At 71.7% G+C, this 16,371-nt stretch carries 13 protein-coding genes; 7 read left to right on the plus strand and 6 right to left on the minus strand.

Annotated features, from left to right (window positions below; translation table 11 throughout):
* Nucleotides 1-89: 89 nt before the first annotated feature.
* Nucleotides 90-1,514, minus strand: coding sequence for a type I glutamate--ammonia ligase (gene glnA, locus FGD68_RS10610; protein WP_119372969.1), 1,425 nt, complete (start codon nucleotides 1,512-1,514; stop codon nucleotides 90-92).
* Nucleotides 1,515-1,708: 194 nt separating this feature from the next.
* Here glnA and FGD68_RS10615 point away from each other — a divergent pair, with 194 nt between their 5' ends.
* Nucleotides 1,709-2,137 (plus strand): RDD family protein, encoded by a 429-nt coding sequence (locus FGD68_RS10615; protein ID WP_119372970.1) that lies wholly within the window; start codon nucleotides 1,709-1,711, stop codon nucleotides 2,135-2,137.
* Nucleotides 2,138-2,162: 25 nt separating this feature from the next.
* On the opposite strand, the gene FGD68_RS10620 is transcribed toward FGD68_RS10615, so the two are convergent.
* Together FGD68_RS10620 and FGD68_RS10625 are read right to left on the minus strand one after the other, a co-directional pair.
* Nucleotides 2,163-2,888 (minus strand): J domain-containing protein, encoded by a 726-nt coding sequence (locus FGD68_RS10620; protein ID WP_119372971.1) that lies wholly within the window; start codon nucleotides 2,886-2,888, stop codon nucleotides 2,163-2,165.
* Nucleotides 2,889-2,942: 54 nt separating this feature from the next.
* Complete coding sequence (locus tag FGD68_RS10625; protein ID WP_119372972.1) at nucleotides 2,943-3,653, minus strand: DUF4191 domain-containing protein; 711 nt, start codon at nucleotides 3,651-3,653, stop codon at nucleotides 2,943-2,945.
* 417 nt (nucleotides 3,654-4,070) lie between these two features.
* Here FGD68_RS10625 and FGD68_RS10630 point away from each other — a divergent pair, with 417 nt between their 5' ends.
* Nucleotides 4,071-5,603 (plus strand): protein kinase domain-containing protein, encoded by a 1,533-nt coding sequence (locus tag FGD68_RS10630; protein ID WP_237609433.1) that lies wholly within the window; start codon nucleotides 4,071-4,073, stop codon nucleotides 5,601-5,603.
* A gap of 26 nt (nucleotides 5,604-5,629) precedes the next feature.
* On the opposite strand, the gene sucB is transcribed toward FGD68_RS10630, so the two are convergent.
* The 3 genes from sucB to FGD68_RS10645 all read right to left on the minus strand — a co-directional run bounded on the left by sucB (nucleotide 5,630) and on the right by FGD68_RS10645 (nucleotide 10,115).
* Nucleotides 5,630-7,081: a 2-oxoglutarate dehydrogenase, E2 component, dihydrolipoamide succinyltransferase gene (gene sucB, locus FGD68_RS10635; protein WP_237609434.1), complete on the minus strand. Its 1,452-nt coding sequence runs from the start codon at nucleotides 7,079-7,081 to the stop codon at nucleotides 5,630-5,632.
* A 60-nt stretch (nucleotides 7,082-7,141) separates the two neighbouring features.
* Nucleotides 7,142-8,515, minus strand: coding sequence for a dihydrolipoyl dehydrogenase (lpdA, locus tag FGD68_RS10640; RefSeq protein ID WP_119373177.1), 1,374 nt, complete (start codon nucleotides 8,513-8,515; stop codon nucleotides 7,142-7,144).
* A 91-nt stretch (nucleotides 8,516-8,606) separates the two neighbouring features.
* Complete coding sequence (locus tag FGD68_RS10645; RefSeq protein ID WP_119373179.1) at nucleotides 8,607-10,115, minus strand: leucyl aminopeptidase; 1,509 nt, start codon at nucleotides 10,113-10,115, stop codon at nucleotides 8,607-8,609.
* A 169-nt stretch (nucleotides 10,116-10,284) separates the two neighbouring features.
* Here FGD68_RS10645 and FGD68_RS10650 point away from each other — a divergent pair, with 169 nt between their 5' ends.
* The 5 genes from FGD68_RS10650 to FGD68_RS10670 all read left to right on the plus strand — a co-directional run bounded on the left by FGD68_RS10650 (nucleotide 10,285) and on the right by FGD68_RS10670 (nucleotide 16,355).
* Nucleotides 10,285-11,205, plus strand: a complete 921-nt coding sequence (locus FGD68_RS10650) for a proteasome assembly chaperone family protein (RefSeq protein WP_119373178.1) — start codon at nucleotides 10,285-10,287, stop codon at nucleotides 11,203-11,205.
* A 75-nt stretch (nucleotides 11,206-11,280) separates the two neighbouring features.
* The gene (locus FGD68_RS10655; RefSeq protein ID WP_104234691.1) at nucleotides 11,281-12,603 is read left to right on the plus strand and encodes an MFS transporter; all 1,323 of its coding nucleotides are present in this window, start codon (nucleotides 11,281-11,283) and stop codon (nucleotides 12,601-12,603) included.
* A 249-nt stretch (nucleotides 12,604-12,852) separates the two neighbouring features.
* Nucleotides 12,853-14,340: an RNA polymerase sigma factor gene (locus FGD68_RS10660; protein WP_104234692.1), complete on the plus strand. Its 1,488-nt coding sequence runs from the start codon at nucleotides 12,853-12,855 to the stop codon at nucleotides 14,338-14,340.
* Nucleotides 14,341-14,343: 3 nt separating this feature from the next.
* The gene (locus FGD68_RS10665; RefSeq protein WP_237609435.1) at nucleotides 14,344-15,624 is read left to right on the plus strand and encodes a Mur ligase family protein; all 1,281 of its coding nucleotides are present in this window, start codon (nucleotides 14,344-14,346) and stop codon (nucleotides 15,622-15,624) included.
* The gene (locus tag FGD68_RS10670) at nucleotides 15,621-16,355 is read left to right on the plus strand and encodes a type 1 glutamine amidotransferase (RefSeq protein WP_237609436.1); all 735 of its coding nucleotides are present in this window, start codon (nucleotides 15,621-15,623) and stop codon (nucleotides 16,353-16,355) included. The genes FGD68_RS10665 and FGD68_RS10670 overlap by 4 nt, the downstream gene beginning before the upstream one ends.
* Nucleotides 16,356-16,371: the final 16 nt, after the last annotated feature.

Raw genomic sequence — 16,371 nt, forward strand, 5'->3', positions numbered from 1 at the left:
CCTCGGTTCCTCGGCACCGACGACGACGGGCCGCCCTCCCGGAGGAGGACGGCCCGTGCGTCACGCACCCCCATCGGGTGCCGGCGGGATCAGACGCCGTAGTACAGCTCGAACTCGAACGGGTGCGGGCGCTGCGCGAGGGGCTTGATCTCCATCTCGCGCTTGTACTCGATCCACGTCTCGATCAGGTCGGGCGTGAACACGTTGCCCGCGGTGAGGAACTCGTGGTCCGCCTCGAGCGCCTCGAGCGCCGCACCGAGCGACGCGGGGACCTGCGGGATGTTCTTCGCCTCCTCGGGCGGGAGCTCGTAGAGGTCCTTGTCGACGGGCTCGTGCGGCTCGATGCGGTTCTTGATGCCGTCGATGCCCGCCATCAGCTGCGCCGCGAACGCGAGGTACGGGTTGCTCGACGCATCCGGCGCACGGAACTCGATGCGCTTCGCCTTCGGGTTCGTGCCCGTGATCGGGATCCGGATCGACGCCGAGCGGTTGCCCGCCGAGTAGACCAGGTTCACGGGCGCCTCGAAGCCCGGCACGAGGCGGTGGTACGAGTTCACCGTCGGGTTCGTGAACGCCAGGATCGCCGGCGCGTGCTTGAGGATCCCGCCGATGTACCAGCGCGCGAGGTCCGACAGACCGCCGTAGCCGGCCTCGTCGTAGAACAGCGGCTTGCCGTCGTTCCACAGCGACTGGTGCGTGTGCATGCCCGAGCCGTTGTCGCCGAACAGCGGCTTCGGCATGAACGTGGCCGTCTTGCCCCACTGCTCGGCCGTGTTCTTGACGATGTACTTGAACTTCAGGATGTCGTCCGCCGCGTGCACCATCGTGTCGAAGCGGTAGTTGATCTCCGCCTGCCCACCGGTGCCCACCTCGTGGTGCGCGCGCTCCAGGATGAGTCCGGCATCGATCAGCTTGAGGCTGATGTCATCACGCAGATCGGCCTGCTTGTCGACCGGGCTGACCGGGAAGTAGCCGCCCTTGTACGGCGTCTTGTTGCCCAGGTTGCCGCCCTCCTCCTCACGTCCCGAGTTCCACGCACCCTCCTCGGAGTCGACCGAGTAGAAGCTCGTGTGCTGGTTCACCTCGTAGCGGACGTCGTCGAAGATGTAGAACTCGGCCTCGGGCGCGAAGAACGCGGTGTCCGCGATCCCGGACGCGGCGAGGAACTTCTCCGCCTTCTTGGCCACCTGGCGCGGATCACGGGCGTAGATCTCGCCATTGCGCGGGTTGTAGATGTCGAACACCATGATCAGCGTGCGCTCGACACGGAACGGGTCCACGTACGCCGTCGTCACGTCCGGGATGAGCTGCATGTCCGACTCGTGGATGCTCGCGAAGCCGCGGATCGACGAGCCGTCGAACAGCTGGCCGACGGAGAAGAACTCCTCGTCGACGGTGGATGCGGGGATGTTGAAGTGCTGCTGCACCCCGGGCAGGTCGGTGAACCGGATATCGAGGAACTTGACGTCGGTGTCCTTGATGAACGCGAGCACCTCGGATGAGTCTCTGAACATGTGGTGTCTCCAAAAGGGGGGCCGGAGCGGATGAGACTGACGGTTTCAGCCTCTCCGACCCTAGAGGGCAGGGGTTACTTCGCCATAACCGCCGTGTTTCCGCGATGTTACGCGGCCTGTCCCGGGCGAGTCGGCGACCGCTCCCAAGTCGGCGCGACCAGGGGATCCGCCTCACGCGCGCCTAGGATCGCAAGGTGCCCGCGATTCCCACGAACCCCGACCTCGGCGATCCCGGCCGCAACCGCTGGCCGGGGGAGCGCCTCGGGCTGCCGGAGCGCGGACGCGGGTCCGTCGCCCGCGCGGGTCGGCGCATCGTGGGGATCTGCATCGACTGGGCCATCGCCGTGCTGGTCTCCTGGGCGTTCTTCGCGTACGACTCCACGGCGACGCTCGCGATCTTCGCGGTGATGCAGTACCTCCTCATCGTCACCCTCGGGGGGAGCATCGGCCACGTCGTGTTGGGCATGCGCGTGCGCCCTCTCGGCGGGGGATACGTGTCGCTGTGGCGGCCGGTCCTGCGCACCGTGCTGCTGTGCCTGGTCCTCCCCGCGGTCGTGTGGAACGCCGACCAGCGGGGCCTCCACGACGTGTTCTCGGGCACGGTGCTGGTGCGCACGTCCTGACCGCTTCGCCGTGTCGCGAGGGGCGTCAGCCGGGCTCGCACCCGAGGTACACGAGCTCCGGGTCGACGCCGCCGAGCACGACACGGGCGGGGGAGCCCGCGCGGACGGCGCCGAGCTCGCGGCTCTCGGTCTCCCGCCCGTCGTCGGAGCGCCCGGTGGTGACCTCGAAGCGGACGAGCGCGGCGCTGCAGTCCTCCGGCGCGGTCATGTCGAGGAGCGTGCACGACGTCGTGTCGATGCACTCGCTCGCGCGGGAGGCGGGATCGTCGACGGGCACGACGGTCGCCCCCTGGGTGAGGTCCGCGCCGACCGTCGTGAACCGCGCCCGCGTCGAGTCCTGGAAGCTGACCACGACGACCAGCACCCCGGCCAATGCGCAGACCGCGGCGATCGAGGGCCCGAGACCGCGGCGGGCCCGCTCGCGTCGAGAGCGTCCGTAGGGCGACAGGCGCTCTGCCTGCGGATGCGACCGGGGCGGGTCCGAGCGCGCCGGCTCGCGGCGGGGTTCCGCGCGGCGCCCAGCGGCGGGTCCCGAAGAACCAGTGCCCGTCCGCTGGCGGAGGAGCAGGGCGTCCCGGGCCAGCGTCAGCTGGACGAAGCGCTCGTGCGCGCCCTTCAGCTGCTGGGGCGTGGCACCGGCCAGGCGGTCGGGGTGGGTCTCGCGAGCACGTCGGACGTACGCGCGGCTGATGGTCGCCCGATCCGCATCAGCCGCGACGCCGAGCAGCGCCGCAGCGGAGGCCTGATCCATGGGCTCAGTCTGCGCCGGGCACGGTGACGGCGCAAACGACCCGCGATCCGAGGATCAGCGTGCCCGGGACGGGCGGACCTTGAACGGGTCGACGCCCTTGGGGATCGGCATGCTGTTCTGACCCAGAGAGGTCAGGCGGTTGTTCACGGCCAGGACCTCGGCCTTGGTGATGGTGCGCGGGAAGCGCTGCAGGCGACCGGCCAGCTTGTGCAGCTCGACGGAGTCCGCATCGGGGCCGACGAACACGAAGTGCACGGGCACGTTGGGGAGCACGCGGGCGATCTTCCGGCGCTCGTCCTCGAGCATGCGCGTGGTGCGGCTCTTCGGTCCCTCGCCGATGAGGGCCACGCCGGGACGCCCCACGGCGCGGTACACGGCGTCCTGCGACTTGCCGTTGACGGCGACGGGCATCTCGCTGCCGACCCATCCGCGCTTCAGGGAGCTGCGTAGGACCACTCCGACGGCCCCGGGCTGGCCCTTGATCTGCAGGTACGCCGCACGCTCGGCCTTGCGTCCGAGGACGATGAGGAAGGCGAGGATCCCCGCGAAGACGCCCGCGATGACGAAGAGGATGGCGGTGAGCCAGTTGCCACCCGTCGCGAAGACCGCGAGCAGGACGCCGACGACGACGGGACCCAGCAGCGCCAGGAGCATCCACCAGACCGAGCTCTTGTCGTACCGCCGGGTCATCTGGAAGACCTGCCACATCTGCTTGATGCGGCCGGGTTCCTTGGGTGCCTTCGGAGAGGCTGTCTTGCGGGCCATGGTGCCCAGGATACCGGTGCGCGGGAGGCAGCCGGAACGGCCGAGGGGGATCGCGCCTCGTCCTGCCCCTCACAGGCGCGTGGAGCGGACGTGATCCCCAGGAGCAGCGCTCGTGGCCCCTCTCCGCCCGCCTGCCCGCACACTCCCGGGACGGGCACCCGGTCCTCGGCGACTCACGCTGATGGAGCAGGGTCGAGGAGAGGACGCGACGCGATGCCGTACGGACGCGCTCAGCCGCATGTCGGACCGCCCAGGGAGCGAGGCCGTGCGGACGGTCCCCGCCGCGAGACGGCCGACGGGAGACCGGGAGCCTCGACCGCGCGCGCATCGCGGAGGACGAGGGGCAGGGCCGCGGACACGGCGACCAGCGGCAGCACGGTCGCCGGGTATCGCCTCGTCCGGCTCATCGGGAAGGGCATGCGCTGCGAGGTGCACCTCGCACGGCCCTGCCGCGCCGCGGATGCCACGGGCGGTCTGATGGACAACGTCGCCGTCAAGATCGTGCCGCAGTCGGAACGCAGCCGCGGAGAGGCGGAGATCCTCGCGCTGCAGGCCGTCACCTCCGAGCACGTCGTCGAGCTGCGGGACGTCGCCACGCTCTCCGACGGCAGCCTGTGCATCGTGCAGTCGCTCGGGACCCGCGGCACGGCAGCGGCCCTGCTCGGCCGCCGAGGCAGCCTCACGCCCGGGGAGATCGTGACCCTCGTGGCCTCCGTCCTCCGAGGCCTGGGCGACCTGCACGAGGCGGGCATCGCGCACGGGGCCGTCGATCTGACCCACGTGCTCATCGACGCCACGGGCCGTCCGGTGCTGGGTGGGCTGGGGTCCTCCCGCGTCGTCGCGGGAGAGGCCGGCGAGGAGGGCCTCCGGGGCGTCGACCCCGTCGAACAGGACCTGGGGCGGGTCGCGCGCATCGTGCAGGCGCTGCGCGACCCGGGGGACGCGCGCGGACGAGCATCCACCGACAGATGGGAGGCATGGCTGGCGCTCCTCGACGGAACGATCCACGGGGAGGCCGACCTCACCGCCCACGACCTCGCTGACCGACTGCTCGACGTCGCGGACGCGGCACCGCTGGCCGATGCCGGCGGAGCCCGCCCCGAGGAGGACGCGGATCGTGCCCTGTCGCAGGGAGCGATCCCCGTCGATGTGCCTTCCGACCCCGTCAGCGACCGCGCTCCGCGTCTCACGGGACCCCGTCGCGCGCCGCGGCCCTTCTCGCGCTCACGTCGGAGCGCTCATCGCCGGCATCGGGCGGCGCGCGCTCCGTGGGCGCACGACGTCGATGCACGGCTCACCTCGGGGCGGAGCGAGCTCGCGTCGGTCCGCCCGCGCATCTGGGCGCTCGGAGCGTCCGCGCTCCTGCTGCTGATCGCCGGCGTGGTCGCCGTCCCCCTCCTCACCGGACCCGCCCGGGGAGCGACGACAGCGCCCACGAGCACACCGAGCACCGCGGCACCGGCGGACGCCGGCTTCGACGGGGACGTGGCACCGGCGCCAGACGGGGACGTGGCACCGACGTCGGACGGTGAGGTGGCACCGACGTCGGACGGTGACGTGGCGCCGTCGTCGGACGCAGACGCTGCAGAATCCCCGGATCCGGACGTCGCCGCTCCCGCGCTCCTCCGCCTCAGGGCAGCCTGCCTGCACCACTCCGATGCCATCTGCGTGAGCGATGTCGATGAGGCCGGCTCCGCCGTCGACGACGCTGATCGGAGCACCATCGCCAGCGATGGGAGCGAAGCCCCAGACGGCGTCGCGCTCCACGTCGGGGACGCCCTCGGCCCGGCTCGGAGACTCGGAGACACCGCGCTCATCGAGCTGCGTCCCGGCTCGGAAGCCCCGGCGGCGCCGACGGACGTTTCGGCACCGGAACGGCGACCGGCCTCCCTCCTGATCGTCAGGGGGGAGGCCGGGTGGCGGATCAGGGACCTGATGGACGACCGGTGACAGTCGCCGTCGGGTCCTGGTCGGACCTAGATGCCGAGGTCGGCGTCGAACGCACCCGCCTCGAGGCGGTTCTTCACGGCGACGAGGAACCGGGATGCGTCAGCCCCGTCGACGATGCGGTGGTCGTAGGACAGCGCCAGGTAGACGGTGGAGCGGATCGCGATCGTGTCCTGACCATCCGCCGTGATGACCACGGGCCGCTTGGTGACGATGCCGGTGCCGAGGATCGCGGACTGCGGCAGGAACACCACGGGGGTGTCGAAGAGCGCGCCGCGCGACCCGGTGTTGGTCAGCGTGAAGGTGCCGCCAGCCAGCTCGTCCGGCGACAGCTTGTTGTCGCGCGTGCGGGCGGCCAGGTCGGCGATCTCCGACGCGAACTGCGCGAGGTTCTTGCCCTCGGCGTTCTTCACGACGGGGGTCAGCAGTCCACGCTCCGTGTCGACCGCGATGCTGATGTTCTCGTGGTCGGGGTACACGATGCTGTCGCCGTCGACCGTCGCGTTGACGACCGGGTACGCCTTGAGCGCCTCGGCGGCGGCGAGGGCGAAGAAGGGCAGGAACGAGAGCTTCACGCCCGTCTTCTCGAGGAAGTCGCCTTTCACGCGGTCGCGGAAGCGGGCCACCTTCGTGACGTCGACCTCGACCACCGAGGTGAGCTGCGCGGTGGATTGCATCGAGACGACAGCGCGGTCTGCGATGAGCTTGCGCATGCGGGACATCTTCGCGGTCGTTCCCCGGAGCGGCGACGTCTCGAGCGGAGCGGCAGCGGGCGCCGCGGGACCCGACGCGGTCGGGGTGCTCTTCGCCGCGGCGGCCTCTGCAGCAGCGAGCACGTCCTCCTTGCGAATGCGCCCTCCCACGCCTGTGCCGGTCACGGAGCTGATGTCGACCCCGCGCTCGTTGGCGAGCTTGCGCACCAGCGGGGTGACGTAGCCCGCGTTGCCGGACGGCGCCGGAGCCGCGGCGGGCGCGGCGGCGGCAGCCGTCGGAGCCGCAGGAGCGGGTGCCGGAGCCGCGGCGACAGGGGCCGGGGCGGCGGGAGCAGGTGCGGGGGTCGACTCGGGAGCGGCCTTCTCCTCCTGGGAGGCCGGAGCGGGCTCGGGCTCGACGGGAGCAGGCGCCTCGGCCTCGTCGTCCGCCTCGGTGGAGGGGATCACGGTGTCCTCGACGGCCTCCTCGGTCGCCGTCTCCGGCTCCGCTGCGGCCGCGGGCTCCTCCGCGGGAGCGTCGCCCCCACCGGAGCCGTCGCCGATGCGCACCAGCACGGCGCCCACCTCGACCGTCTCGTCCTCCTGGACGAGGATCTCCTCGATGACGCCGGCGACCGGCGAGGGGATCTCGGTGTCGACCTTGTCGGTCGACACCTCGAGCAGGGGCTCGTCGACCTCGACGTGGTCGCCGACGTTCTTGAGCCAACGGGTCACCGTGCCCTCGGTGACGCTCTCGCCGAGTGCGGGGAGGTTGACGGATTCGCTCATGGGGTTGTCTCCTTCAGGCCCGACTCCGGACCCGGCTTGTATGTCGGTGATGGCAGGGTGCTACAGGGCGTGCAGAGGGGTTCCGGCGAGAGCCAGGTGCGCCTCGCCGAGCGCCTCGTTCTGGGTGGGGTGGGCGTGCACCAGGTTGGCGACGTCCTCGGGGTAGGCCTCCCAGTTCACGATGAGCTGGCCCTCGCCGATGAGCTCGCCGACACGGGCGCCGATCATGTGGATGCCGACGACGGGCCCATCCTGCACGCGGACGACCTTGATGGAACCGGCCGTGCCGAGGATGGAGCTCTTGCCGTTGCCACCGAGGTTGTACTCGTAGCTCGAGACCTTGTCGGCGCCGAACTTCTCGGCGGCCTTCGCCTCGCTGTAGCCGACGCTCGCGACCTCGGGGTCGGAGTAGGTGACCTTGGGGATGTTGATGTCCTCGACGACCACGGGCTTGTTGCCCGCGATCTCCTCGGCGACGAAGATGCCCTGCTGGAACCCGCGGTGCGCGAGCTGCAGGCCGGGGACGATGTCGCCGACGGCGTAGACGCCGGGGACGCTGGTCTGGAGCCGCTCGTCCGTCAGGACGAAGCCGCGGTCGGTCTTCACGCCCGCCTCCTCGAATCCGAGCCCCTGGGTCGCCGGGCCGCGGCCCACGGCGACGAGCAGGAGGTCGGCGTCGTACGTCGTGCCGTCCTCGAGGGCGACCTGGACGCCCTGGTCGTCCTGGGTGACCGACTTGAAGCGCACACCGAGCGAGAACGCGATGCCGCGCTTGCGGAACGCCCGCTCGAACTGCTTGCTGATCGACTCCTCCTCGTTGGGCACGAGGTGGGGGAGGGCCTCGATGATCTGCACGTCGACGCCGAAGGAGCGCCAGACGGAGGCGAACTCGACGCCGATGACGCCGCCGCCCAGGATCGCGACCTTCTTCGGGATGTAGTCGAGCTCGAGCGCCTGCTCGCTCGTGATGACGCGGCCGCCGATCTCGAGGCCGGGGAGCGTGCGGGAGTAGGAGCCCGTCGCGAGGACGATGCTCTTCCCGGTGACGGTCTGGTCGCCTACCTGGACGGTCGTGCCGGAGGTGAGGCGCCCCTCGCCCTCGATGACGGTGATGCCGCGGGCCTTGATGAGCCCCTGTAGGCCCTTGTACTTGCTGGCGACGATGGCCTCGCGATAGGCGTTGACGCGGGCGATGTCCACCCCGTCGAACGTGACGTTGACGCCGTACTTCTCCGACTCCCGCGAGACGTCGGCGACCTCGGCCGAGTGCAGGAGCGCCTTGGTGGGGATGCAGCCGCGGTGCAGGCACGTGCCGCCCAGCTTGCCCTTCTCCACGAGGCCCACGGTCTTGCCCAGCTGCACCGCACGGAGGGCGGCTGCATAGCCACCGCTCCCGCCGCCGAGCACCACCACGTCAAAGTTCTGTTCCGACACCCAGGATCTCCCTCGTATGCATCAAGGTCGTCTCATGCGACCGCCCGACCGGGCAGGCGCGGGACCCCCTCAGGAGGCCTCTCCGAGCCTACTACGCGCGTGAAAAACCCGCGGCCAGGGCCAGGAGCGTGCGGACCGCGACGCCTGTCGGGCCCTTCCCCGTGAAGCCGTGACCGCCGCCCTTGTTGTGCGACGGCCCGGCGATGTCGATGTGCGCCCACGGGATCCGCGGAGCGTCGTCCGCGTCACCGGTCCGGCCGACGAACTCCTTGAGGAACACGCCCGCGACGAGCATGCCGCCAGCCGGGTTGCCCGGCTTGACGTTGGCGATGTCCGCGATGTCGGAGTTGAGGAGCGCGCGCATCTCCTCCGGGAGCGGCATGCCCCACATGCTCTCGCCCTGTTCGCGGGCGGCGTCGAGGAGGCGGGCGACGAGCGCGTCCTCGCCCATGACGGCGGAGTACCGCTCGCCGAGCGCGACGACCTGGGCGCCGGTCAGCGTCGCGATGTCGACGATGGCGTCCGGGTGCTCCTCGCTGGCGGCGACGATGCCGTCCGCCATCACGAGCCGACCCTCGGCGTCGGTGTTGAGGACCTCCACGGTCGTGCCCCCGCGCATGCGCAGGACGTCGTCCGGGCGGATCGCGGAGCCCGAGGGCATGTTCTCGGCGATGCACAGCCACGCCGTGAGGCGCACGGGCAGCTCGAGCCGTGCCGCGGCCACGACGACCTCGAGGATCGTCGCGGCGCCGGTCATGTCGTACTTCATGCCGATCATGGGCACGGCGGGCTTGAGCGAGATGCCGCCGGTGTCGTAGGTGATCCCCTTGCCGACGAGCGCCAGATGGCGCGTCGCACCCGCGGGGGAGTATGCGACCTTGACGAGCCGGGGCGGGCGCGTGGAGCCCTGACCGACACCGAGGATCCCGCCGAAGCCGTCGGCCGCGAGCGCCTCCTCATCCCAGACCCGGACGTCCACGGGGAGCCCGGCGGTGCGCTCGTGGACCGCGTCGACGAACGTCGCGGGATAGAGGTCGAGCGGCGGGGTGTTGACGAGGTCCTTGGTGCCCGCCACCGCGCCGGCGACGGCGGTGGCACGCGCCACTGCCTCGTCGGCGTCATCGGCGGTCCAGGAGTCGCCCTGCGCGAGCACCGTGACGGCGGTGGCCCGCGGCTTCTGGCCCGCGAGCGAGTCCCGGCGGTACGCGTCGAAGGAGTAGGTCCCGAGGGCAGCGCCCTCGAGCACGGCGGTCAGCTCGACGAGCGAGGACACGGGGACGGCCACGGCGACGTGGGCGACGCCGCGCAGCTGGCGGGTCGCGCTGCCGACGGCGTAGCGGAGCGCGACCGCGTCCAGGGGACCCGAGCCCACTCCCACCAGCGCGACCGTGCGGGCGGCCGTACCCGTCCCGGCGATGCGCACGACCTCGTCGCGGCCGCCGGTGACGCCGATGTCGGACAGGCCGTCCACGTCGATCTCGAGGCCCTCGGGCGCATGCACCCGGATCCCCTCCTTCTCGCTGGAGACGGCGACGACGAGCGCGTCCGCCTCCACGTCGATGGCACGGTCGGCGGACACGGAGAGAAGGGGGAGGGTCATGGGCGACGAGCCTACCGACGTGCGCATGCGCCGCAGCCCGGAGCGCGGGGTCCGGGGATCCGCTCGGATCTGCGCATCCAGGCGTCGTCGGCGACCGTGTTCGCTCTCGGCGGCACGTGGCGGTCACCGACAGGGAGGGGCCCTCGGAGGTGCGGCTTAGAGTGGATCCATGGCAGATGCGGACGGACTGTACGAGATCGACACCGACATCGGCGAGGTCCCGACTGGACTGCCCCTGGTCGCCGGACTCACCGGCTTCTCCGACGCGGGATCCGGGGTCTCCCAGCTCAGCGAGTACCTGCTGAGCACCCTGAGCCACCGCGACGTCCTGCGCTTCGACACGGACACCCTGCTCGACTACCGCGCGCGCCGACCCACCATCTACTTCGACCAGGACCACCTCGCAGACTACCGTCCGGCCCGGCTGGCGCTGTACCTCGCGCACGACGAGATCGGGCAGCCGTTCCTCCTCCTCACGGGCTTCGAGCCGGACTTCCGGTGGGAGGCCTTCACCGCCGCCGTCCTCGGCATCGTCGACCGGTACCGCGTCTCCACGACGACGTGGGTGCACGCGATCCCCATGCCGGTGCCGCACACGCGCGACATCAACGTCACCGTCAGCGGCAACCGCACCGAGCTCATCGACGCGCTCAGCGTGTGGAAGCCGCACACCCAGGTGCCGGCGAACGCGCTGCACCTGGTGGAGCACCGCCTGCACGACGCCGGCCATCCCGTCGCCGGCTTCGTGCTCCTCGTCCCGCACTACCTCGCGGACACCGAGTTCCCCCTCGCCGCGGTCGCCGCCCTGGAGAGCATCAGCGCCGCGACGGGCCTCATCTTCCCGACCGACCGCCTCCGCGAGGAGGGCCGCGACTTCGTGGGCCGCATCGACGAGCAGGTCGCGGGCAACCAGGAGCTGGCGCGCCTCGTCACGACGCTCGAGGAGCGCTACGACAGCTACATGGAGGACACGCCGCTCAAGTCGCCGCTCACGGACGAGGACGGCGCCCTGCCGACCGCCGACGAGATCGCCGCCGAGCTGGAGAAGTTCCTCGCACGCCGTCGCCCCGGCGACGGCGACGCCGCCTGATCCTCCGGCGGTGAGCGGCGCCCGCTGGGCGGGCGCCGGCATCGCGGAGGCCGCTGCGTCGGTATCCTCGTGCCGATGACCACACGCCGCGCCCGCCTCGTCCTCGGCGTCGCCATGGTGGCGTACCTCTCCTCCGTGCTGCAGCGCGGCTCGCTCGGCATCGCGTCCGTCGAGGCGGGGGAGCGGTTCCACGTCTCCGCGTCGCTGCTCTCCACGCTCGCCGTCACGCAGCTCGTGGTGTACGCGGCGCTGCAGATCCCGGTCGGCGTGCTGATCGACCGGATCGGCCCGCGCGCGCTGCTCGCGGCGGGAGCCCTCCTGATGGTGGCCGGGCAGGTCACCCTGGCGCTCTCCACCTCGCTCGAGGTCGCGATCCTGGGGCGCATGCTCGTCGGCGCGGGGGACGCGATGACGTTCGTCTCCGGCCTGCGCCTCATCAACTCCTGGTTCTCGGGTCCGCGCGTGCCGGTGCTGTCGCAGTGGTTCGCCAACGTGGGCCAGCTCGGCCAGGTGCTGTCGGCGATCCCGCTCTCGCTCGTGCTGCACACGGCGGGATGGACGCCCGCGTTCCTCGGCTCGGCGTCCGTGGCGGTCGTCGCCTTCGTCGCTGTGGTCGTCGCCGCCCGCGACCGGCCGGCGGGCGACGCGCCGCCGCCGCGCGTGCCGTGGGGCGACTCGATGCGCGAGCTCGGCCGGAGCCTGCGTCGGCCCGGCACGCAGCTCGGCTTCTGGTCCCACTTCGTCACGCAGTCGTCCGGCGTGGTGTTCAGCCTCCTGTGGGGGTTCCCGTTCCTCGTGGACGGCCTGGGCTACAGCCCCGCCCTGGCGTCGGGTCTCCTCATCGTGATCGTGGCGTCCGGCATGGTCGTGGGACCCGTCATCGGCATCCTCACCGGTCGCTTCCCGTTCCGGCGCTCCAACCTCGTCCTCGGCGTGGTCGCGATGATGGGCGCGGCCTGGGCGCTCCTGCTCCTGTGGCCGGGCGTGCCGCCGCTCGCCGTCGTGCTGCTGGTGGTCGTCGCGATCGGCATCGGCGGGCCCGGGTCGCAGGTCGGCCTGGACTTCGCGCGCACGTTCAACCCGCCCCGGAGCCTCGGCGCCGCGTCCGGCATCGTGAACGTCGCCGGGTTCACCGCGAGCTTCACGATGATGCTGCTCATCGGCATCGCGCTCGACGTGCAGGACGGGATCCGGGTCGCGGGCGGGGCACCGAGCGACCTGTACGCGTTCGACTCGTTCCGCGTGGCCTTCGCCGTGCAGTACCTCGTGGTGGGCTTCGGCGCGCTGATGCTCGTCCGGACGAGGCGGCGCACGCGGCGCCTGCTCGCCGACGAGGGAATACGGGTGGGGCCGCTGTGGGTTGCCTACCTCGACAGGCGGCGCCGACGCCGCGCGTGACGCCGGCCCGCACACGGATCCCATTGGCTCGCCCACGCGCGCATCCGTGCAATAATCAGATACGGACCCGTTCATGTCCTGCATCTCGCATCACCTCGGTGGTGGCGTCATCCCGGTGGCGCACGAGCAGCGGACTTGACATGGGTCCTAGCAATGTCCGAAAACAACCCCGACCCACCTCCGGCAGGTCTCCCCGCAGCAGCATCGCGGAGCGCGCGACCGGTCGTCGTGGGGACGAAAGGTGTTCGCATGGCCACCCCCTCCACACCGTCCGCCACCCTGGACGCGGCTTCCGCGACCGGCACGGCCGACGACGCCGCGACGGGTGAGGCGAAGGCACCCGCGAAGCGCGCCCCCGCCCGCAAGACCGCGGCCGCGAAGGCTCCCGCTGCCAAGACGGCGACGGCGGCGAAGGCCCCGACGAAGGCCGCCGCCGCGAAGGCCGCGGCAGCTGAGGCAGCAGCAGCCGAGGCCGACGATGCGGCCTCCGCCGACGCTCCCGCGGCGCCCGCCAAGGCACCCACCGCGCGGGCGAAGGCCGCGGCCGCGAAGAAGGCCGCCGCCGCGTCGGGTGACGCCGCACCGGCGAAGGCCCCGCGCAAGACCGCGGCGAAGAAGACGGCGGCCCAGGGCTCCGGAGAGGCGTCCGACGACGACGCCGAGGAGGTCGTGGTCCCCGTCGCCGAGGACGACTCGGATGACGAGGCCGTCGAGGACGGCGCCGCCAAGCCGCCCGTCGCGCTCGAGCCGCTCCCGACCGGCGCCATGGTGCTGTCGAACAAGGAGGAGGACGAGGACGTCCCCGTCTACTCGACGACCATCACCGGTGCCACGGCGGATCCCGTCAAGGACTACCTCAAGCAGATCGGCAAGGTCGCGTTGCTCAACGCCGCCGAGGAGGTCGAGCTCGCCATGCGCATCGAGGCGGGGCTCTTCGCTGAGGACAAGCTGGCGAACACGCCCGGCATCTCGCGCGAGCTGGAGCGCGAGCTGCGCTGGGTCGCGCGGGACGGCCAGCGCGCGAAGAGCCACCTGCTGGGCGCGAACCTGCGTCTCGTGGTGAGCCTCGCCAAGCGCTACACGGGTCGTGGCATGCAGTTCCTCGACCTGATCCAGGAGGGCAACCTCGGCCTCATCCGGGCGGTCGAGAAGTTCGACTACACCAAGGGCTTCAAGTTCTCCACGTACGCCACGTGGTGGATCCGCCAGGCCATCACGCGCGCCATGGCCGACCAGGCGCGCACCATCCGCATCCCTGTGCACATGGTCGAGGTCATCAACAAGCTCGCCCGCGTGCAGCGCCAGATGCTGCAGGACCTGGGCCGCGAGCCCACGCCCGAGGAGCTGTCGCGCGAGCTCGACATGACGCCCGAGAAGGTCATCGAGGTCCAGAAGTACGGGCGCGAGCCGATCTCCCTGCACACGCCCCTGGGCGAGGACGGCGACAGCGAGTTCGGCGACCTCATCGAGGACACCGAGGCGGTCGTCCCCGCGGACGCCGTCGGCTTCACGATGCTGCAGAAGCAGCTGGAGTCGCTGCTCGACTCGCTCTCGGAGCGCGAGGCCGGCGTGATCCGCATGCGCTTCGGCCTCGGCGACGGCATGCCGAAGACGCTCGACCAGATCGGCGACACGTTCGGCGTCACGCGAGAGCGGATCCGCCAGATCGAGTCGAAGACCATGGCCAAGCTCCGCCACCCGTCGCGCTCGCAGTCGCTGCGCGACTACCTCGAGTAGGCCGTGCCGCTGCGCCTCGCCGTCGCCGCGGGCCGGGCCGCCCGCTGGGCCGCCCGTCTCCGTGGCGGCGGTTCCGCCGTGCCCGGCGTCGTCGCCCTCCGCCTCGAGCCGCGCTTCCTCGAGCGCACGATCGCCGACCTGCCGCACGGGGTGGTCGCCGTCACCGGCTCCAACGGCAAGTCGACGACGACCCACATGCTCACCGCCGTGCTCCGCGCGCATGGTCTCCGCGTCTTCACGAACCCGTCCGGCGGCAACCTGCCCCAGGGGATCGCCTCCGCGGTGCTCGCGGACGCCGACGCGTCCGGTCGCCTCGATGCCGACGTCGCCGTGCTCGAGATCGACGAGGCCTACGGCGTCGCGCTCTCCGCGCTGCTCACGCCGCGCACGGTGCTCCTCCTCAACATCCAGATCGACCAGCTGAACCGCTTCCACGAGCCGGATCGCGTGGTGGGCATGCTCGAGCGGATCGCCGCCACGGCGACCGAGGCCGTGGTCGCCAACCGGGACGACGCGCACGTCAACGCCATCGCCGCGCACACCGCGCGCTCCGGCCGGGCCGACGTCGACTGGTTCGGCGTCTCCGAGGAGCTCCTGGTCGACAGCAAGCACGGCCTGGCGTCCGCGCCGCGGTTCGGCTCCGAGGATCCCGACCCGGTACACGTCGCGGCCGGAGTCGAGGCCGTGGCGCTCTCCGGTCGCAATGCGGTCTTCCGGCTGCCGTCCGGCGACCTCCCCGTGACGCTCCCGTCGCGCGGCCTGCACTACGCCGTCGACGCCGCGGGCGCGCTCGCGACGGCCAGGCGCGTCCTCGGCGACCGCTTCGACCCCGCTCGTGCGGCTGAGGGCCTGGGATCCGTGGCCGCCGTCTACGGTCGCGGCGAGATGCTGCGCGCGGGCGACGAGGACATCGAGATCATCATGATGAAGAACCCGGCGAGCCTGCAGATGAACCTCGACGCGCTCGACGACCCGCCCGAGCAGGTGCTGCTCGCCGTCGACGACGGCACGCCGGACCCCTCCTGGATCTACGACACCGACCTCTCCGCGCTCACGCACGCCGACGTCGTCTCCGGCACGAAGGGCTACCAGCTGGCCGTGCGCTTCGGATACGAGGGCCTCGAGGTCGGCCGCGTCGAGCCCGACCTGCGCCGCGCCGTGCAGGCGTTCCTCGCGATGGAGAAGCCGTCCCGCGGTGTCAAGACCATGATCGTCAACTACGAGCAGATGATGGCGATCCGCCGCATCCTCGGGTACACGGACCTCGAGGGAGGACCCGCGTGAGCGACGCCCTGCGCATCCTGCACCTCTACCCCGAGGAGCTCGGCATCAACGGCGACCGCGGCAACGTGACCGTGCTCGTCGAGCGCGCGCGCATCCGCGGGATCAGCACGGAGGTCGTCCGGCACTCCCCGGGTGGTGGGGACCCGGGCGACGCCGACCTCGTGGTCATCGGCTCCGGGCCGCTCACCGCGCAGCGCGCCGTCCTGCCCGACCTCGTCGCGCACGCCCCGCATCTCGTCGCGCTCCAGGAGGCCGGCGTCCCGCTCCTCGCGGTGGGCGGGGGCCTGCAGCTCCTGGGGGAGTCCGTGCGGCTCATCGACGGCGGCGAGCTCGTCGGCGCGGGAGTCCTGCCCGTGCGCACCACGCTGACGGCCGAGCGACGCGTGGGAGACCTCGTGCTCGACACGCCGGAGGGCGAGGTCGTCGGTTACGAGAACCACGGGTCCACGCTCGACATCGGCGCGCACGCTCCGCTCGGCACGGTGCGCGCGGGCTTCGGCAACGGCGGGCAGGGCGGCGCGGAGGGCGTGCGCGTCGGCGCCGCCATCGGCACCCACCTCGGCGGGCCCGTCCTCGCGCTCAACCCGCGCCTCGCGGACGAGCTGCTGTCCGCAGCCCTCGCGCGGCATGGCCGCGAGCTGCCCGCCGACATCTCGGGGACGCTCGACCGGCTGGACGCCTGGGCGCGCGAGGCCCGGTCCACCGTGATGGCCCGGCCGGCGCACTACTGATGCTCCGCGGCCGTCA

Source organism: Clavibacter californiensis, assembly GCF_021952865.1.
GTDB lineage: Bacteria > Actinomycetota > Actinomycetes > Actinomycetales > Microbacteriaceae > Clavibacter > Clavibacter californiensis.

Excerpts from the sequence above, each read along its gene's own strand:
- sucB (WP_237609434.1), bottom strand. The coding sequence starts at position 7,081 with ATGAGCGAATCCGTCAACCTCCCCGCACTCGGCGAGAGCGTCACCGAG.
- FGD68_RS10650 (WP_119373178.1), top strand. The coding sequence starts at position 10,285 with ATGGCAGATGCGGACGGACTGTACGAGATCGACACCGACATCGGCGAG.
- FGD68_RS10645 (WP_119373179.1), bottom strand. The coding sequence starts at position 10,115 with ATGACCCTCCCCCTTCTCTCCGTGTCCGCCGACCGTGCCATCGACGTG.
- FGD68_RS10630 (WP_237609433.1), top strand. The coding sequence starts at position 4,071 with ATGCGCTGCGAGGTGCACCTCGCACGGCCCTGCCGCGCCGCGGATGCC.
- FGD68_RS10620 (WP_119372971.1), bottom strand. The coding sequence starts at position 2,888 with ATGGATCAGGCCTCCGCTGCGGCGCTGCTCGGCGTCGCGGCTGATGCG.
- FGD68_RS10660 (WP_104234692.1), top strand. The coding sequence starts at position 12,853 with ATGGCCACCCCCTCCACACCGTCCGCCACCCTGGACGCGGCTTCCGCG.
- glnA (WP_119372969.1), bottom strand. The coding sequence starts at position 1,514 with ATGTTCAGAGACTCATCCGAGGTGCTCGCGTTCATCAAGGACACCGAC.
- FGD68_RS10655 (WP_104234691.1), top strand. The coding sequence starts at position 11,281 with ATGACCACACGCCGCGCCCGCCTCGTCCTCGGCGTCGCCATGGTGGCG.
- FGD68_RS10625 (WP_119372972.1), bottom strand. The coding sequence starts at position 3,653 with ATGGCCCGCAAGACAGCCTCTCCGAAGGCACCCAAGGAACCCGGCCGC.